This window comes from Streptomyces sp. GDS52, from assembly GCF_052246875.1.
GTDB classification, from domain to species: Bacteria; Actinomycetota; Actinomycetes; order Streptomycetales; family Streptomycetaceae; genus Streptomyces; species Streptomyces cathayae.
On sequence record NZ_CM125966.1, the window covers coordinates 6,324,109 to 6,340,059 of the forward strand.

14 protein-coding genes are annotated in these 15,951 nt (G+C 73.7%); 6 read left to right on the forward strand and 8 right to left on the reverse strand.

Annotated elements, in window-relative coordinates; genetic code table 11:
- The first annotated feature begins 89 nt into the window (after positions 1-89).
- Complete coding sequence (locus ACTWJ9_RS28930; RefSeq protein WP_443294935.1) at positions 90-935, forward strand: SDR family oxidoreductase; 846 nt, start codon at positions 90-92, stop codon at positions 933-935.
- Positions 936-945: 10 nt separating this feature from the next.
- On the opposite strand, the gene ACTWJ9_RS28935 is transcribed toward ACTWJ9_RS28930, so the two are convergent.
- Positions 946-2,634 carry a DUF885 domain-containing protein gene (locus ACTWJ9_RS28935; RefSeq protein WP_279337208.1) on the reverse strand — a complete coding sequence of 563 codons (1,689 nt, stop codon included), beginning with the start codon at positions 2,632-2,634 and terminating at the stop codon, positions 946-948.
- Between the two features lie 32 nt (positions 2,635-2,666).
- A complete protein-coding gene (locus ACTWJ9_RS28940; protein WP_279337209.1) occupies positions 2,667-3,158 on the reverse strand; it encodes an Lrp/AsnC family transcriptional regulator in 492 nt (163 codons plus the stop codon).
- Positions 3,159-3,218: 60 nt separating this feature from the next.
- Between ACTWJ9_RS28940 and ACTWJ9_RS28945 the strand changes: the two genes are divergently transcribed.
- Positions 3,219-4,445 carry a trans-sulfuration enzyme family protein gene (locus ACTWJ9_RS28945; RefSeq protein ID WP_279337210.1) on the forward strand — a complete coding sequence of 409 codons (1,227 nt, stop codon included), beginning with the start codon at positions 3,219-3,221 and terminating at the stop codon, positions 4,443-4,445.
- A 74-nt stretch (positions 4,446-4,519) separates the two neighbouring features.
- Here ACTWJ9_RS28945 and ACTWJ9_RS28950 read toward each other — a convergent pair whose 3' ends face one another.
- The 3 genes from ACTWJ9_RS28950 to ACTWJ9_RS28960 all read right to left on the reverse strand — a co-directional run bounded on the left by ACTWJ9_RS28950 (position 4,520) and on the right by ACTWJ9_RS28960 (position 8,577).
- Positions 4,520-5,830: a GNAT family N-acetyltransferase gene (locus ACTWJ9_RS28950; protein ID WP_279337211.1), complete on the reverse strand. Its 1,311-nt coding sequence runs from the start codon at positions 5,828-5,830 to the stop codon at positions 4,520-4,522.
- 94 nt (positions 5,831-5,924) lie between these two features.
- The gene (locus ACTWJ9_RS28955) at positions 5,925-7,511 is read right to left on the reverse strand and encodes an alkaline phosphatase D family protein (protein ID WP_443294936.1); all 1,587 of its coding nucleotides are present in this window, start codon (positions 7,509-7,511) and stop codon (positions 5,925-5,927) included.
- 235 nt (positions 7,512-7,746) lie between these two features.
- Positions 7,747-8,577 (reverse strand): alpha/beta fold hydrolase, encoded by an 831-nt coding sequence (locus tag ACTWJ9_RS28960; RefSeq protein WP_279337213.1) that lies wholly within the window; start codon positions 8,575-8,577, stop codon positions 7,747-7,749.
- Between the two features lie 169 nt (positions 8,578-8,746).
- Between ACTWJ9_RS28960 and ACTWJ9_RS28965 the strand changes: the two genes are divergently transcribed.
- Both ACTWJ9_RS28965 and ACTWJ9_RS28970 read left to right on the forward strand, forming a co-directional pair.
- Entirely contained in the window at positions 8,747-9,637 is an 891-nt protein-coding gene (locus tag ACTWJ9_RS28965; RefSeq protein WP_279337214.1) for an RNA polymerase sigma-70 factor, read from the forward strand.
- Between the two features lie 186 nt (positions 9,638-9,823).
- Entirely contained in the window at positions 9,824-10,585 is a 762-nt protein-coding gene (locus ACTWJ9_RS28970) for a GntR family transcriptional regulator (RefSeq protein WP_279337215.1), read from the forward strand.
- A gap of 85 nt (positions 10,586-10,670) precedes the next feature.
- On the opposite strand, the gene ACTWJ9_RS28975 is transcribed toward ACTWJ9_RS28970, so the two are convergent.
- The 3 genes from ACTWJ9_RS28975 to ACTWJ9_RS28985 form a co-directional block, all read right to left on the reverse strand.
- Positions 10,671-11,828 (reverse strand): ROK family transcriptional regulator, encoded by a 1,158-nt coding sequence (locus tag ACTWJ9_RS28975; RefSeq protein ID WP_279337216.1) that lies wholly within the window; start codon positions 11,826-11,828, stop codon positions 10,671-10,673.
- Positions 11,829-11,955: 127 nt separating this feature from the next.
- On the reverse strand, positions 11,956-12,618 hold the full coding sequence (locus ACTWJ9_RS28980; RefSeq protein WP_279337217.1) for a response regulator transcription factor: 663 nt from the start codon (positions 12,616-12,618) through the stop codon (positions 11,956-11,958).
- Between the two features lie 14 nt (positions 12,619-12,632).
- Positions 12,633-13,802, reverse strand: a complete 1,170-nt coding sequence (locus tag ACTWJ9_RS28985) for a sensor histidine kinase (RefSeq protein ID WP_443294937.1) — start codon at positions 13,800-13,802, stop codon at positions 12,633-12,635.
- Between the two features lie 109 nt (positions 13,803-13,911).
- On the opposite strand from ACTWJ9_RS28985, the gene ACTWJ9_RS28990 reads away from it, so the two are divergent.
- Both ACTWJ9_RS28990 and ACTWJ9_RS28995 read left to right on the forward strand, forming a co-directional pair.
- The gene (locus ACTWJ9_RS28990; protein WP_279337219.1) at positions 13,912-14,832 is read left to right on the forward strand and encodes an ABC transporter ATP-binding protein; all 921 of its coding nucleotides are present in this window, start codon (positions 13,912-13,914) and stop codon (positions 14,830-14,832) included.
- Between the two features lie 2 nt (positions 14,833-14,834).
- Complete coding sequence (locus ACTWJ9_RS28995; RefSeq protein WP_279337220.1) at positions 14,835-15,557, forward strand: ABC transporter permease subunit; 723 nt, start codon at positions 14,835-14,837, stop codon at positions 15,555-15,557.
- The last annotated feature ends 394 nt before the right edge of the window (positions 15,558-15,951 follow it).

The window sequence follows — 15,951 nt, forward strand, 5'->3', positions numbered from 1 at the left end:
GGGCTCCTCCCGTCGGGCGACTCCACGGCCCTGGCCCGGCAGGGATATCCACGTGCGCCGGCCGCCGGCGCCCCTCATGATGGGCGACCATGCCCAAGTTCCCGCACCCCGCCCCCGAAGCCCTCCGCCGTGACCCCCTGCCCCTGCGCGGCCGGACCGCCCTGGTCACCGGGGCCAGTCGGCGCGCCGGCATCGGGCACGCGGTCGCCCGCCGTCTCGCCGCCCACGGAGCGAGCGTCTATCTCCACCATCACGTCCCGCACGACGCCGCCATGCCCTGGGGCGCCGACCGGATCGAGGAGGTGACCGCCTCCGTACGGGAAGCGCTCGGCGACCCCTCGGCGCGGGTGGCCGCCGGACCGGGCGACCTCGCCGACCCGGACGTCCCCGCCGAACTGCACGCCCGGGCCGCCACCGCGCTCGGCGGGCGGCTCGACATCCTCGTCGCCAACCACGCCCTCAGCGGCTCCGACGGCGACCTCGACACCGTCGACGCCGCCATGCTCGACGCGCACTGGGCCGTCGACGCCCGCTCGGTGCTGCTGCTCGTCCAGGCCCACGCCCGGCACCGGGCCGCCCTGCCGCCGCGCACGCCGGGCGGCCGCGTGGTGATGACGACGTCCGGCCAGGACATCGCCGGCGGCATGCCCGGCGAGATCGCCTACGCCCTGCAGAAGGGCGCGCTCGCCTCCCTCACCCGCTCCCTGGCGACCACGCTCGCCGGGCACGCCGTCACGGTCAACACCGTCAACCCCGGCCCGGTGGACACGGACTACCTGACCGGCGACGCCTACGAGGCCGTCGCCGCGCGTTTCCCCGGCGGGCGGTGGGGGATGCCCGACGACCCCGCCCGCCTCATCGCGTGGCTGGCCACGGACGAGGCGGACTGGATCACGGGTCAGGTCGTCAACTCCGAAGGGGGTTTCATGCGCTGACCGGGGCCGCCTACAGCGCCGACAGTTCGTCCACCAGGTCGTCCAGGCCCAGCGAGCCCTGGGACAGCGCCGCCATGTGCCACGCCTTGGGGTCGAAGGCGTCGCCGTGCCGCTTGCGGGCGTTCTCCCGGCCGAGCAGCCAGGCCCGCTCGCCGAGTTTGTAGCCGATCGCCTGGCCGGGAATCGTCAGATAGCGGGTCAGCTCGCTCTCCACGTAGTCCGCGGGACGGCTGCTGTGCGCCCCGAAGAACTCCTCGGCCAGCTCGGGCGTCCAGCGCTCGCCCGGGTGGAACGGCGAGTCCGCCGGGATCTCCAGCTCCAGGTGCATGCCGATGTCCACGATGACCCGGGCCGCCCGCATCATCTGCGCGTCCAGGTAGCCCAGCCGCTCCTCCGCGTCCGCGAGGAACCCGAGCTCGTCCATCAGCCGCTCCGCGTACAGCGCCCAGCCCTCGGCGTTGGCGCTCACCATGCCCACGGAGGCCTGGTAGCGGGACAGGTCCTCGGCCACGTGCGCCCACTGCGCCAGCTGGAGGTGATGGCCGGGGACGCCCTCGTGGTACCAGGTCGACACCAGGTCGTAGACGGGGAAGCGGGTCAGTCCCATGGTCGGCAGCCAGGTGCGGCCCGGCCGCGAGAAGTCCTCCGACGGAGGCGTGTAGTACGGTGCCGCCGCGCTGCCCGGCGGGGCGATCCGCGACTCCACCTTCCGTACCCGCTCGGCGAGTTCGAAGTGGGTGCCGTCCAGGGACTCGATCGCCCGGTCCATCACGCCCTGGAGCCACTCGCGGACCTCGTCGACGCCCTCGATGTGCCGGCCGTGCTCGTCGAGGTGCGCGAGCGCCACCCACGGCGTCTCGGCGCCCGGCAGGATCTTCTCGGCCTCCTTCCGCATCTCGCCGAGCAGACGGTGGTACTCGGCCCAGCCGTAGGCGTACGCCTCGTCCAGGTCGAGGTCGGTGCCGTTGAAGTACCGGGCCCAGCGGGCGTACCGCTCCCTGCCCACGGTGTTCGGGGCGCCCTCGATCGAGGGCGCGTACACGTCGCGCATCCAGTCCCGCAGCTCCACCACGGCCGCGGTCGCGGCGCGGGCGGCCTCGTCCAGTTCGGCGCGCAGCGCGTCCGGTCCCGCCGAGGCGAAGTCCTCGAACCAGCCGCGGCCCTCGCCGGTGTCCGCCCACTCGGTGAGCTGCCCGACGAACGCGGCGGTCGGCCGCGGAGCCGCGTACCGCTTGCGCTCCAGGCCGAGCGCGAGGGACTCCCGGTAGCCCGCCAGCGCGGCCGGTACCGCGCGCAGCCGCTCGGCGACCGCGGCCCAGTCCTCCTCGGTCTGCGTCGGTGTCACGGTGAACACCTCGCGCACCGAGTGGGCGACCGTGCCCAGGTTGCCGACCGAACGCAGCCCCTCGTCGGCCTCGTACACGGCGATCTCCGCGGTGAGCCGCTCCCGCAGCAGCCGGGCGCAGCGGCGCTCGATGCCGCTGTCCGCGCCGGGCCGGGCCTCGGCCTCGTCGAGCCGGGCGAGCGTGGCCCGCTGGAGTTCCGCGAGTGCCGCCTGGCCCGCGGGCGAGAGATCGGGCAGACGGCGGGAACTCTCCTGCACGCCGAGATACGTACCGGTGACCGGGTCGAGGGCGATGAGCTCGTCGACGTAGGCGTCGGCGACCTCGCGGGGCAGCGGGTTGTTGGTCTGTGACATGCGGCCCATCCTGGTACGCGGCCCGCCGTCCGTCACCCCGTTTGAGCCGAGGGCGAAGACGGCAGCAACGGGCCGCAGTCCCACTGCTGGAAGATCAGCCGGGTCTCCACGCGCGCGACCTCCCGCCGTGACGTGAACCCGTCCAGCACCAGCCGCTGCAGATCCGCCATGTCCGCGACCGCGACATGGATCAGATAGTCGTCCGGTCCGGTCAGATGGAAGACGGTCAGTGACTCCGGCAGCGCCCTGATCCGCTCCACGAACGGTCCCACCAGCTCCCGCCGGTGCGGTCTGACCTGTACCGACAGCAGTGCCTGAAGTCCCCGCCCCAGCTTGGCCGGGTCCAGTTTCAGCCGATGCCCGAGGATCACGCCACAGCGGCGCAGCCGGGTCACCCGGTCCAGGCAGGTCGACGGCGCGACCCCGACCTGCGCGGCGAGCTCCCGGTACGTCGTCCGGGCGTCGTTCTGCAGCAACCCCAGCAGACGCAGATCCACCGGATCCAGTACGACGGATTCAGCCATGGGCCGAACGTAGCACGGAGATATCCGCCGACCAGCCCTGCCGTGTTCACCCTTCGGTCCATGGACTGGGACAAGGACGCACGCACGCACACGCGCGGCACCACGAGAGCACTCGCCACCGAGGCCGTGCACGCCGGCCGGGACGACCTCGCCCGGCAGGGACTGCACGCCCCGCCGATCGACCTGTCCACCACCTACCCCTCCTACGACAGCCGCGGCGAGGCCGCCCGCATCGACTCCTTCGCCGCCACCGGCGCGGAACCCGACGGCCCGCCCGTCTACGGACGGCTCGGCAACCCGACCGTCGCCCGTTTCGAGACCGCACTGGCCCGCCTGGAGGGCACCGAGACAGCGGTCGCGTTCGCCAGCGGCATGGCCGCGCTCAGCGCCGTCCTGCTGGTGCGCGGCTCCATGGGGCTGCGCCACGTGGTCGCCGTACGCCCCCTGTACGGGTGCAGCGACCACCTGCTGACCGCCGGGCTGCTCGGCTCCGAGGTGACGTGGACCGACCCGGCCGGGGTCGCCGACGCGCTGCGCCCGGACACCGGTCTGGTCCTGGTGGAGTCGCCGGCCAACCCGACCCTCGCCGAGGTCGATCTGCGGGCCGTCGCCCATGCCTGCGGCTCGGTACCGCTGCTCGTCGACAACACCTTCGCCACCCCGGTCCTCCAGCGTCCGGCCGCGCACGGGGCACGGCTGGTGCTGCACAGCGCCACCAAGTACCTCGGCGGGCACGGCGACGTACTGGCCGGGGTGGTGGCCTGCGACGAGGAGTTCGCGGGGCGGCTGCGGCAGATACGGTTCGCCACCGGCGGCGTGCTGCACCCGCTGGCGGGCTATCTGCTGCTGCGGGGCCTGTCGACGCTGCCGGTACGGGTGCGGGCCGCGTCGGCCAACGCCGCCGAACTCGCCCGCCGGCTCGCCGCCGATCCGCGCGTGGCCCGGGTGCACTACCCGCGCATCGGCGGGGCGATGGTCTCCTTCGAGGTGCACGGGGACCCGCACGAGGTGATCGGCGGGGTACGGCTCGTCACCCCGGCGGTGAGCCTCGGCAGCGTGGACACCCTCATCCAGCACCCGGCGTCCATCAGCCACCGCATCGTCGACGCCGACGACCGCAGGGACGCGGGAGTGAGCGACCGGCTGCTGCGGCTGTCGGTCGGCCTGGAGGACGTCGACGACCTGTGGGCGGACCTGGACGGGGCGCTGGGGGAGCGGACCGGTGCACCGGAGGGCGGCCGCACGGGCGGGACGGCCGACCGGCCGGAGGCGCCGGCCCGGAACTGAGGCGGGGCCGTGCCCCGCGCGGATGCCGGACGGTCCGGCGGACACCGCCGGACCGTTCTGTCCCGTGTCCCGTGTCAGGGGGCCGGTGGCGCGGTGCTCCACGACCGGTGGCCGGCCGGTGAGCCGTGCTCCCGCCCCTCCCGCGCGTGGCGGGCCCGTGCCGGGTCCAGACGCGCGGTGACGACGAGGGTGCTCTCCTCGACCTGGTAGTCGAGGGGCAGGCCCAGCCCGCGCATCGCGGCGACCATCCCGGTGTTGGACGCCTGCGTCACGGCGTAGACGTGGGCGCAGCCCGCCTCGGTGGCCATCGACACCAGCCGGGCCAGGAGTTCGGTGCCGATGCCCCGGCGCTGCCAGGCGTCCTCGACGAGCAGTGCCACCTCGGTCTCGTCGCCGTCCCACAGCAGATGGCCGAGGCCGACGACGCGGCCGGAGGCGGTCCGTACGGCGAGCGTGCGGCCGAAGCGGGGGCCGAGCAGGTGATGCAGGTAGCGGTCCGCGTCGCCGACCGGTCCGTGGTACCGCCGGCGCAGGGTCTCGGGCGAGCACCGCTCGTGCATCGCCCGCGCCGCCTCCAGGTCGCCGGTGTCCGCCCGGCCCACGGTGATGTCGCTGCCCTCGGGCAGGGTGAGGACGTCCTGGCCGTGCGGGACCCGGGGGCCGAGCCGGGCGTCCAGTTCCACCAGGGCCCGCGCCCGGGCGAACTCGGTGGGCGTGAAGGGCGGATGCGGCCGCTCCACGGTGAGCACGCCGCCCTCCGGGGCGCGCAGCCGCATCACGGTGTCCTCCAGGGTCCCCTCCACCGGGACGCCCTCCGGCGCCGGCTGCCCGCCGCCCGGGGCGGCGGGCAGTGAACGGATGGTGCACCGGCCCAGCAACTGCCTTAGCGCCAGCGGAATTTCCGCGCCGTCCAGGGCCGTACGTGCGGCGAGTTCCAGCACCCGGGTCGGGGCGTCCACCAGATCGTGGGCGTCGGCCCGCTCGGTCCAGGTGTCCGTGCCCCCGGCACCCGTCACCGCCGTGGTGAGGCCGGTGGCGGTCAGGCCGGCCGGGGCGCGCAGCAGGAACTCGTCGACCGTGGCCTCGCCCAGCGGGTGCGTCTGCAGGCTCAGGATGTCGACCCGGTGCTCGGCCAGCGCCGTGCACAGTGCGGCCAGCGCGCCCGGTTCGTCCCGTACCGTCGTCCGCATCCGCCACAGGGTGCTCTCCGGGGACCGGCTTTCCGCGGCCCCGTCGGTATCGGGTGCGGGCGGTGCGTGACCGTGGCGGCGTGCCCACCAACTGTGGAACGCCGCCGTGAAGCGCGTGGTCGGTTCTCCCCCCGGATGTCCCTGCGCGGGACGGCCGTGCCGGGTGTACGTCATGTCGGACCTGTCTCGGCTCATGCGGCCACTGTGAAGGAATCGTGTTTCGCGGCCGCCAACACGCCATGACTGTCGAGTAAAGAGTTCTTATGGGGCTTATGGTCCGCTTGTCGCCTCACTGGCCGACGAGTCCCGGCCGCAGCCGCTTGGTGTGGAGCACGGTGCCGTCCTGCTCCCGCAGCCGTACGGTCAGCTCCCCGCTGCCGCCGTCGATGTCGACCTCGCCGAAGAACTGGTACCCACCGGCGGGCGAGACGTTCGACGCGGTCGGTGCCTTCACGAACACCCGCTCCGGGCCGAAGGTGCCGTCGAGAGCGCTCGCCGGGAAGGCGCCCGCGTTGAGCGGACCGGAGACGAACTCCCAGAACGGCTCGAAATCGTCGAACGCGGCTCGTGCGGGCTGGTAGTGCTGGGCAGAGGTGTGGTGCACGTCGGCCGTCAGCCACACCGTGCCGGTGATCCGCCGGTGCTTGATGAACCGCAGCAGCTCCGCGATCTGCAGCTCGCGCCCCAGCGGAGCCCCCGGGTCGCCCTGGGCCACCGCCTCGACGTGCTGGGCGCCCTCGGTGGTGTCGGACACGATCAGGCCGAGCGGCATGTCCGCGGCGATCACCTTCCACACCGCCCGCGACCGCGCCAGTTCCCGCTTGAGCCATTGCAGCTGCTCGCGTCCGAGGATCCCCTGCGGGTCCGCGGTCTGGTCGCCGGGGGAGTTGGCGTTGCGGTACGTCCGCATGTCCAGCACGAACACGTCCAGCAGCGGCCCCTGCCGCAGCACCCGGTACACCCGGCCCTCGCCGGCACCCGGCCGCAGCGTGGACATCGGGAAGTACTCACCGAACGCGCGGCGTGCCCGTGCCGCCAGTACATCGACGCTCTTCTCCGTGTAGCGGGTGTCCGTGTCCGTGATCCGCTGGCCCGGGTACCAGTTGTTGCGCACCTCGTGGTCGTCCCACTGCACGATGGACGGGACCTGGGCGTTGAACCGGCGGAAGTGCTCGTCGAGCAGGTTGTAGCGGAAGTTGCCGCGGAACTCGGCCAGGGTCTCGGCGACCTTGGACTTCTCCTCGGTGGTGATGTTCCGCCAGACGCTGCCGTCCGGGAGCGCCGCGGTCGCCGGGATCGGTCCGTCGGCGTAGACGGTGTCGCCGCTGAACAGGAAGAAGTCGGGGTCGAGCCGGGCCATCGCCTCGAAGATCCGGTAGCCGCCGAAGCCGGGGTCGATGCCCCAGCCCTGGCCCGCCAGGTCGCCCGACCACAGGAACCGCACACCGTCGCGCCGCCGCGCGGACGCCGTCCTGAACGTACCGGTGACCGGTTCGCCGGAGCGGCGCGGGTCGTCGGGGTCGGCGAGCCGCACCCGGTAGTGGATCTGTTCGCCGGCCGGCAGTCCGCGCAGCCGGACCGTCCCGGTGAAGTCGGTGCCGGGTCCGAGCAGCGGGCCGGGCAGGCGGCGCGGGTGCCGGAACGACTCGGTCGCCGACGTCTCGACGATCATCCGGGCCGGACGGTCGGAGCGCACCCACACCAGCCCGGAGTCATGCGTCACGTCACCGGTCTGCACGCCCCACTTCGCGTCCGGGCGCCCGGACCGGGCGAACGCGGGCGCCACCCCGACGGTGGTGGGCAGGGCCAGGGCGGCCGAGGCCGCGAGTGAGCCGCGCAGCAGGGCGCGACGGCCGGGGAGCGAGGGGTGTGACATGGATGCGCCTCCAGATGACGGGAGTTCCGGCCGGTGTGCGCTGCCACACGTACTCGTGCGGCGCGGCTCGCACGCAAACCCCGAGTGAACAACTCGCCGCGTCATCCTGTGGGTTGACACGCGGGCAGCTCAGCGTTCCATGCACCCCGTCACCCCGTCACCCCGTCACCCCGTCGCCTCACCGCCCCGGTCCGCCCGGCGCGGGGCCGCGCCCGGTCGGACAGTGCCGTGCCGTTCAGCGGCTGCCGTCGAGCAGGACGCGGGCGACCAGTGCCGGGTCGTCGTTCATGGGGACGTGACCGCAGCCGGGCAGCCGGACCAGCCGCGCCCGGGGGATCACCCGCTTGGCGCGGACCCCCTGACGGGGGATGAGCAGCCGGTCGCGGGCACCCCAGGCGACGGTGACCGGGACGCCGGGCACGTCGTCGGTGAAGCGCACCGTGGTGCCCGCCCGGAGTGTCTCGGTGAAACCGGTGGCGCCGGCCAGTGCGAGCGTCTCGGCGACCACCGCCTCGGGCGAACGGAGTCCCGGACGGGCGTAGATGGTGCTGGTCAGCGCCGCCCGCCCGGCCGCCGAGCGGGCGAGCCGCTCGACCAGCGGCAGCGGCATCCGCTCCGCGAGGCGCCGCATCCCGATCAGTACGCCGAAGGCGTAGCGTCGCTCGGCCTGCGTCCAGAACCCGGCGGGGGAGAGCGCGGTGACGGACCGTACGAGGTTTCGGCGGCCGAGCTCCAGCGCCAGAAGTCCGCCCAGCGAGTTGCCCGCGACATGCGGCCGGTCGAGCCCCAGCTCCTCGCACAGGGCGCCCAGGGCGGCGCTCATGGTGGGCAGGTCGTGGGCGAGGCCGCCCGGCAGCGCCGGGGAGGCGCCGAAGCCGGGCAGGTCCACGGCGATCACCTCGCGCTCGGTGGCGAGGATGTCCACGACCGGGTCCCAGGCCTGGCGGTGGTGACCGATGCCGTGCAGCAGGAGCAGCGGTTCGCCGCGGCCCACGCGCGCGTAGGACAGGGTCACGGTCTGCGGGCCGTGCGGAGAGGTGACCTCGAACGAGACGGTCGCGGACATGAAGGTGCTCCTCGTCTGGGACTCGCGGTGGGACGCCGCCTGACGTCGTGGACAGCTTGTCAGCAATCACTACCGGCGGGTAGCCCTCGCGCCCGGTTCCGGGCTGCGGCTCCGCGACGCGCCCGGATCCGTCTGGACACGGGCCGTACGGGTCGGCTGGGATGGGGAGGTGAGCACCGACACCGTGACCGATGCCTTCGAAGAGCACCGTCCCGTCCTCCAGGGGGTCGCCTACCGCATGCTCGGCCGGGTGGCCGACGCCGAGGACGTGGTGCAGGAGGCGTGGCTGCGCTGGGCGGGCGGGGACCGGTCCGATGTCCGCGAGCCGCGCGCCTACCTGGTACGCGTCACCACCCGCCTCGCCGTCGACCGGCTGCGTCAGATCAAGGCGCGGGGCGAGACGTACGTCGGCCCGTGGCTGCCCGAGCCGTACGCCACCGACTTCGGCGACACCGCCCCGGACACCGCCGAGCAGGCGGTGCTCGCGGACTCGGTCTCGCTCGCCGTCCTGGTCGTCATGGAGTCCCTGTCCCCGCTGGAGCGCGCGGTGTTCGTCCTGCGCGAGGCGTTCGGCTACCCCTACGCCGACATCGCCGCCATGCTCGACCGCGGCGAACCGGCGGTGCGCCAGCTCGCCACGCGGGCCCGCAAGCACGTCGAGGACCGGCGTCCGCGCTACGACGTCGACCCCGCCCGGCGCCGCGAACTGACCGAGCGGTTCCTGGCGGCGGCCGGCGGCGGTGATCTGGAGAAACTCCTGGAGCTGCTCGCCCCCGACGTGCGCCTCGTCAGCGACAGCGGCGGCAAGGTCTCCGCCGCGCTGCGCGTCCTGGAGACCGCCGACAAGGTGGGCCGCTTCGTGCTCGGTGTCACCCGCAAGAGCTTCCAGGAGGACCTCTCGGCCCGCTTCCTGGAGCTCAACGGGGGGCCCGCGGCACTGCTCCTCGTCGGCGGCACGCCCGACTCCGTCGTCCAGCTGGAGGTCGCCGACGGGCGCGTCCAGGCGGTCTACGTCATCCGCAACCCCGACAAACTGCGTTCGCTGGCGGCGGACCGGTAGGGGGCCGGTCACCCGGCGACGGGGGCCGCGGCGTCCGGTGTGGCCCCCTCGTTATGTCCGATTGGTATTGACCAAGTTGGTATTGACCAAGGGGGGAGGTCGCCATATGGTCGCAGATAAGTGAAACAACCTTTAATAAACAAGGGCGCGAAAACGCCGCCGGACCTGACGATCGCGGAGGACAGGGTGGGGACCACGCAATTGGACACGGTGCCGGAGCCGAAGTACTGGCAGCTCAGGACCGTGCTCAGCGAAGCGCTGGACTCGGAGTTCTCCGTGGGCGAGATCCTGCCCAACGAGCGAGACCTCGCCGCCCGCTTCGGCGTGGCCCGTGCCACGCTGCGCCAGGCACTGGAACAGCTGGAACTGGAAGGCAGGCTGGAGCGCCGCCGCGGTGTGGGCACCACCGTCGCCCCGCCGCGCATGGGTGTGGCCGTCGGTACGGCGCAGCACGCCTGGCCGGGCGGGCCCGACGACGCCTGGCAGACCCTGGACTGCACGCTCGAGACGCCGTCCGCGGCCATCGCCGAGACCCTGGTGACCGGCCGGGACGAGCCCGTGCACACCGTTCGGCGGTCCCGGGTGTCCCAGGGCCGGCCCGTCGCCGCCGAACTGCTGTACGTCCCGGCGGCCTCGGTGCCCGGCCTCTCGGCCATCGACGCCCCCTCCGGGGCGGCACGCGCGCGTGCGGTACTGCGGGAACTGCGCCACCTGGAGCTGGAGCGGCACGAGAACGCGGTGGAGCTCGGCTCCGCCCGCGCGGACGAGGCCAGGGAGCTGGACCGCCTGCCGGGCGCGCCCGTCCTCGTCGTCACCACCCGCTTCATCGCCCGGGGCCGGGTCTCCGCGCTCTCCGTGGCCACCTACCGCGCGGACACCTGCCGGCTGACCTTCGGCGACTCCGGGGGCGTGGAGATCCACGACGGCCCCGAACGCCGCGCTTCCTGAACGCCGGGCTCCCCGGGCGCCGGGCGTTCCGGGCGCCGGGCGGGGCCGACGGGGGAGACCGGTGGCGGGGCCACCGGACCGCCGCCTACCGGCGGGCCGTCACCGTGCCTTCCACGGCGAAGAGTTGTGCTTCCACATGGTCCAGAGCGAGCCGCACCGCGCCCGTCGCCACCGCCGCCTCCCCGAGACGGGACAGAGCGACCTTCGGCGGACGCAGGCAGTAGCGGGCCAGTTCACGCCGCAGCGGCTCCAGGACCCCGTCCAGCCCCGCCGCCCAGCCACCGATCACGACGAGTTCCGGGTCGAGGGCCAGCACCAGCGCCGCCACGTCGTGGACCAGCCGCTGGATGAAGCGGTCCATGGCCGCGAGGGCCCGCTCGTCGCCCTCGCGGGCCCGGGCGAAGACCTCGGCCACCGCCTGCTCGTCGAGCGGGTGCAGCGGCTCGTCCGTGGTGGACAGCAGCTTCTCGGGGGTCGCCCCGCGGCCCAGCAGATGCAGTGCCCCGATCTCGCCGGCCGCCCCGCCGTACCCCCGGTGCAGTCGCCCCCCGATCAGTGAACCGGCGCCGGGGCTCAGGCCGGCCAGCACGAACACCACGTCGTCGGTCCCGGTGGCGACGCCCTTCCAGTGTTCGGCCACGACCGCCGCGTTGGCATCGTTCTCGACCAGCACCGGGCACGTGAAGGACCGGCTCAGCCGCTCGCCCAGCCCCAGCCCCGTCCACCCGGGCAGCGCCGTGCCCAGCCGTACCGTGCCGTCCGCCTCGACGATCCCGGGCGTGCCCACGCCCACGGCCCGCAGCGAGTCGCGCGGCACCCCGGTCCGGCGCAGCAACTCGGCGACGGCGGCGCGCAGCCGCTCCAACCGCCCGTCGGCGTCGACCCGTTCACCGACCTCCTTGGCCTGGGCGCCGATCACCCGGCCGTCCAGATCGGCCAGCAGCGCGGCCACCCGGTGCGGCCCGATCTCCAGGCCCAGGAGATGCCCGGCCTCGGCCCGGAACCGGAACCTCCGGGCCGGCCTTCCCTGCCGCCGCGCCGTACCCTCCTCGGCCGCCGCCTCCACGACGAGGCCCGCCTCGATCAGGCCCTCCACGACGCCCTCGACGGTGGGCCGTGACAACCCCGTCACCCTGGTGACCTCGGTCAGCGTCGCGCAGTCCGTGGCCCGCAACGCGTGCAGCACCACCGCGGAGTTGATCCTCCGCAACAGCGAGGGAGCCCCGCCGGTCAGCCGACTCACCGTCCGTCCTCCCCGCTCGTGCGCGTGTGGGGCGGATGGTACTCGGCACGGCACACCCCGGCGACCTCCGGGGGAACCCCGCGGTCCGCCCCGCGGGCAGCCGCTCCGGCCCGCCCAGGAAGGCGGCTCATCCCGGCGCCACGAACCCCGACTCGTACGCCGCGATCACCGCCTGCGTGCGGTCGCGCGCCCCGAGCTTCGCCAGCACGGCGCTCACATGCGTCTTCACCGTCTCCGTGCCCACCACCAGCCGGGCGGCGATCTCCGCGTTCGACAGCCCTCGGGCCATCAGCCGCAGCACCTCCGCCTCACGCTCGGTCAGCCGTGCCCGCTCCAGCACGTCCCGCGCCGCGCGGTTGCCGCCGTCGTCGCCGTACTCGGCCGCGAGCCGGCGCACCGAGGCGGGGAACAGCAGCGACTCGCCCTCCGCGACCAGCCGCACCGCGTGCACGATCTCCGCCGGTCGCGCCCGCTTCAGCAGGAACCCGTCGGCCCCGGCGCGCAGCGCCTCGTACACGTACTCGTCGTTCTCGAACGTCGTCACCACGAGGATCTTCGGCGGCTCCTCGACCGTCCGCAGCAGCGCGCGCGTGGCCTCGATCCCGTCCAGCAGCGGCATGCGCACGTCCATGGCGACCACGTCCGGCCGCAGCCGCCGCACCAGCGGGATCACCGCCGCCCCGTCGGCCGCCTCCCCGACCACCTCGAGGTCGGGCTGCGCTTCCAGAACGGCGCGTAACCCCGCGCGCACGAGGGGCTCGTCGTCGACGAGCAGAACGGTGACCGGCATCCGGCCAGCCTAGATCAACTCATCTCGGCTCCGGCCAGCGGCAGTTCGACCCGCACCGCCCAGTCGCCCCCGTCCGGACCCGTCCGCGCGCGGCCCCCGAGCAGGGCTGCGCGCTCCCGTATGCCGCGCAGCCCGCTGCCGCGCCCGGGGCCGGGCACGTCCCCCGACAGCGGGTTGCGGACCTCCAGGAACAGGGTGCCGTCGGCGACACGGATCCGTATCCGCACGGGGACCGTCCCCGCGTGCCGCAGCGCGTTGGTCAGCGCCTCCTGGAGGATGCGGTAGCCCTCGCGGGAGACAGGGCCGGGCACGGTGTCCACCGGGCCGGTCACCTCGGCGTCGACCTTCGCCCCGGAAGCCCGGGCGGACTCCAGCAGGCGGTCCGCGTCCGTGAGCGTGGGCCGGCTGCTCACCGGCTTCCGCGCCTCGCGCAGAACGCCGAGGACCCGCTCCAGGTCCTCCAGGGCGGCCCGGCCGGTCTCCTCGATGGCGGCCAGCGCCCGGTCGGTGAAGGCGGGGTCGCCCGCCGCCCGCGCGGCGCCGGCCTGCACGACGGCGATCGTCAGGGCGTGGCCGATGGAGTCGTGCAGCTCGCGTGCGATGCGGGTGCGCTCCAGGAGCTGCTCGGTCCTGGCCTCCAGGGCGGCCAGGCGTTCGGCGGGGGAGGGGCCGAGCAGACGGCGCGCGGCGGCGGTGACCAGCTCGCCGATCCCCACCATCAGCGGCCCCGCCGCGAGCAGGGGGATCGGCACCAGCAGGGCGTAGGCCCAGTGCGGCTGCGCGCCCCCGAGGAAGGGCAGTTCCTCGGGCCCGTGTCCCATGGCGCTCTCACCCAGGAGGTACGCCAGAAAGAACGGCCAGACCGTGGCGTACCCCACCACCACCATCAGCACCATCCGCACCGCCAGCCACAGTACGGTCCGCAGCCGGTCCTGCCATGTGGCAGACGGCTTCTGGGAGATCCCCGGCTCCCGTTCGCCGGGCGTCAGCATCAACTGGGCCTGCACGCCCTCGACCCTGCGCACCGAGGGAATCAGGCCCAGCGGGAGCAGCACGAGCGCGGGCACCCAGGGTGCGTCCGGGTAGATGAATATCCAGATGCTGAACGGCAGCCAGGGCACCCACAGGTGGAGCAGGCGCGAGTACGTCGCCCCACGCAGGAGCGCCCGCAGAACGGTGACCATCGCGTCATCGTGCCAGCCGCCACCGGCGACCGGCCTCCCCCGCACGGGGGAGCCCCTCTCCCCGCCCGGGGGAGGTGTCGGCCCCCGGTCCGCCGTCACGCTGGTGCGCATGACCAGCATCGACGTCCAGAACCTCACCAAGGAGTACGGCACCCGACGCGCCGTCGACCACCTCACCTTCCGCGTCCCGCCCGGCCGCGTCACCGGGTTCCTCGGCCCCAACGGCGCCGGGAAGTCCACCACTATGCGGCTGGTGCTCGGTCTCGACCACCCGACGTCCGGCTCCGCCACCATCGGCGGGCGCGCCTACGTCACGCTGCGCGAGCCGCTGCGCCACGTCGGCGCCCTGCTCGACGCGCAGGCCGCGCACGGTTCCCGCACCGGCCGTGACCACCTGCGTGTCCTGGCCGCGAGCAACCGCATCCCGGACCGCCGGGTCGACGAGGTGCTGGAGGAGACCGGCCTGGTACCGGCGGCCCGCCGCCGGGTGCGGACGTACTCCCTGGGCATGCGCCAGCGGCTGGGCATCGCCGCCGCGCTGCTCGGCGACCCGGCGGTGGTCATGCTCGACGAGCCCTCCAACGGCCTGGACCCGGAAGGCATCGTGTGGATCCGCACCCTGCTGCGCCGCCTCGCGGACGAGGGACGGACCGTCCTGGTCTCCAGTCACCTGATGAACGAGACCGCCGCCTTCGCCGACCACCTGGTCGTCCTCGGGCGGGGCCGGCGGCTGGCCGACACCCCGGTGCGGGAGTTCATCCGCGCACGGGTGCGGCCCACCGTCCGCGTCCGCACCTCCGACGCCACCGCCCTCAAGGACGCGCTCGCCCGGGAGGGCCACGCCATGGTGGAACACCCGGACGGGCACTGGACCGTGCCGGACGCGCGGGTGGACGACATCGGACGCCTCGCCTCCGCCGCAGGGGTGCCGATCCTCGAACTCGCGGCGGACGAGGGGACGCTGGAGCAGGCCTATCTGGACCTGACCGCGGCCGAGACCGAGTTCACCGCACAGCCCCAGGAGGTCTGACCATGCAGTTCGCACCCGTACTCCGGTCCGAGTGGCTGAAGATCCGCACGCTCCGCTCGCTCCCCGGGGCCCTCCTGGCGCTGTTCGCCGTGAGCACGGCGTTCTCCGCGCTCTCCGGCATCTCGGAGACGCCGGACGACTTCGACCCGCTGTACGTCTCCCTGTCCGGCGTCCTGGTGGGCCAGATCGCCGCGATCTCCTTCGGCACCATGGCCGTGTCGTCGGAGTTCCAGAACGGCGCCCTGCGGCTCTCGCTGGCGGCGGTTCCGCGGCGCGGCCGCTGGCTCGCCGCCAAGGTGGTGGCGATCGCCGTACCGGCGCTCGTCGCCGGGCTGCTGACCGCCCTCGCCGCGCTCCTCGCGGCACGCGCGGGACTGGGTTCCCTGGCGGACGGCCTGACCGGGGGCGAACAGGTGCGCGGGGTGGTGGGCTGCGGTGTCTACCTCACGCTGATGGCCCTGTTCGCCGCGGGCCTCACGGTCCTGCTGCGCAGCGGGGTGGCCACGCTGTCCGTGCTGATCCCGTTCATCGTCGTGGTGTCCTTCGTGATCGGCGACGCGGCCGGTCCCGTCGTCGACTTCCTGCCCGACCGGGCCGGGCAGTTGGTCCTCCAGCAGACCCACGAAGGACCGCTGGGCCCCTGGTCGGGGCTCGCGGTGACCGCGCTGTGGACCGCGGCCGCCCTGTTGGCGGGGGCGTGGAGCCTGCGGCGCCGGGACGCCTGACGGCCAGTGAGCTGGCGGACCGTCAAGTGCCGTTGGTGACGGGGATCCCGTGGATCCACGGGCATCGCGCAACGCGTCGCCGTCAACGACGGGCCGTGCTCCGCCCCTTCCCGGTGGAGCACGGCCCGTCGGGTGGCGGTGGTCATGAAGACACCACCGCCCTGCGTACGGCCGAGCGCTCAACCCGATCCGCATACCGGATGAATAGCGGGAAATCAGGCGACCCATCGCAGTTGCGACTTGTAAAGAAAGAGCTGCAAAGAAGGTGATGTGATCACCGTAAAGGTAGACAGAAAGAGTATTGCAGTGTAGACATCTGCTGTCTGCCTGGCAGGGCTTGAGGGCGGCCAGCCGCGTATCTCGGTGCGACCGAAGAACGCCGCCGCCAGTGGAG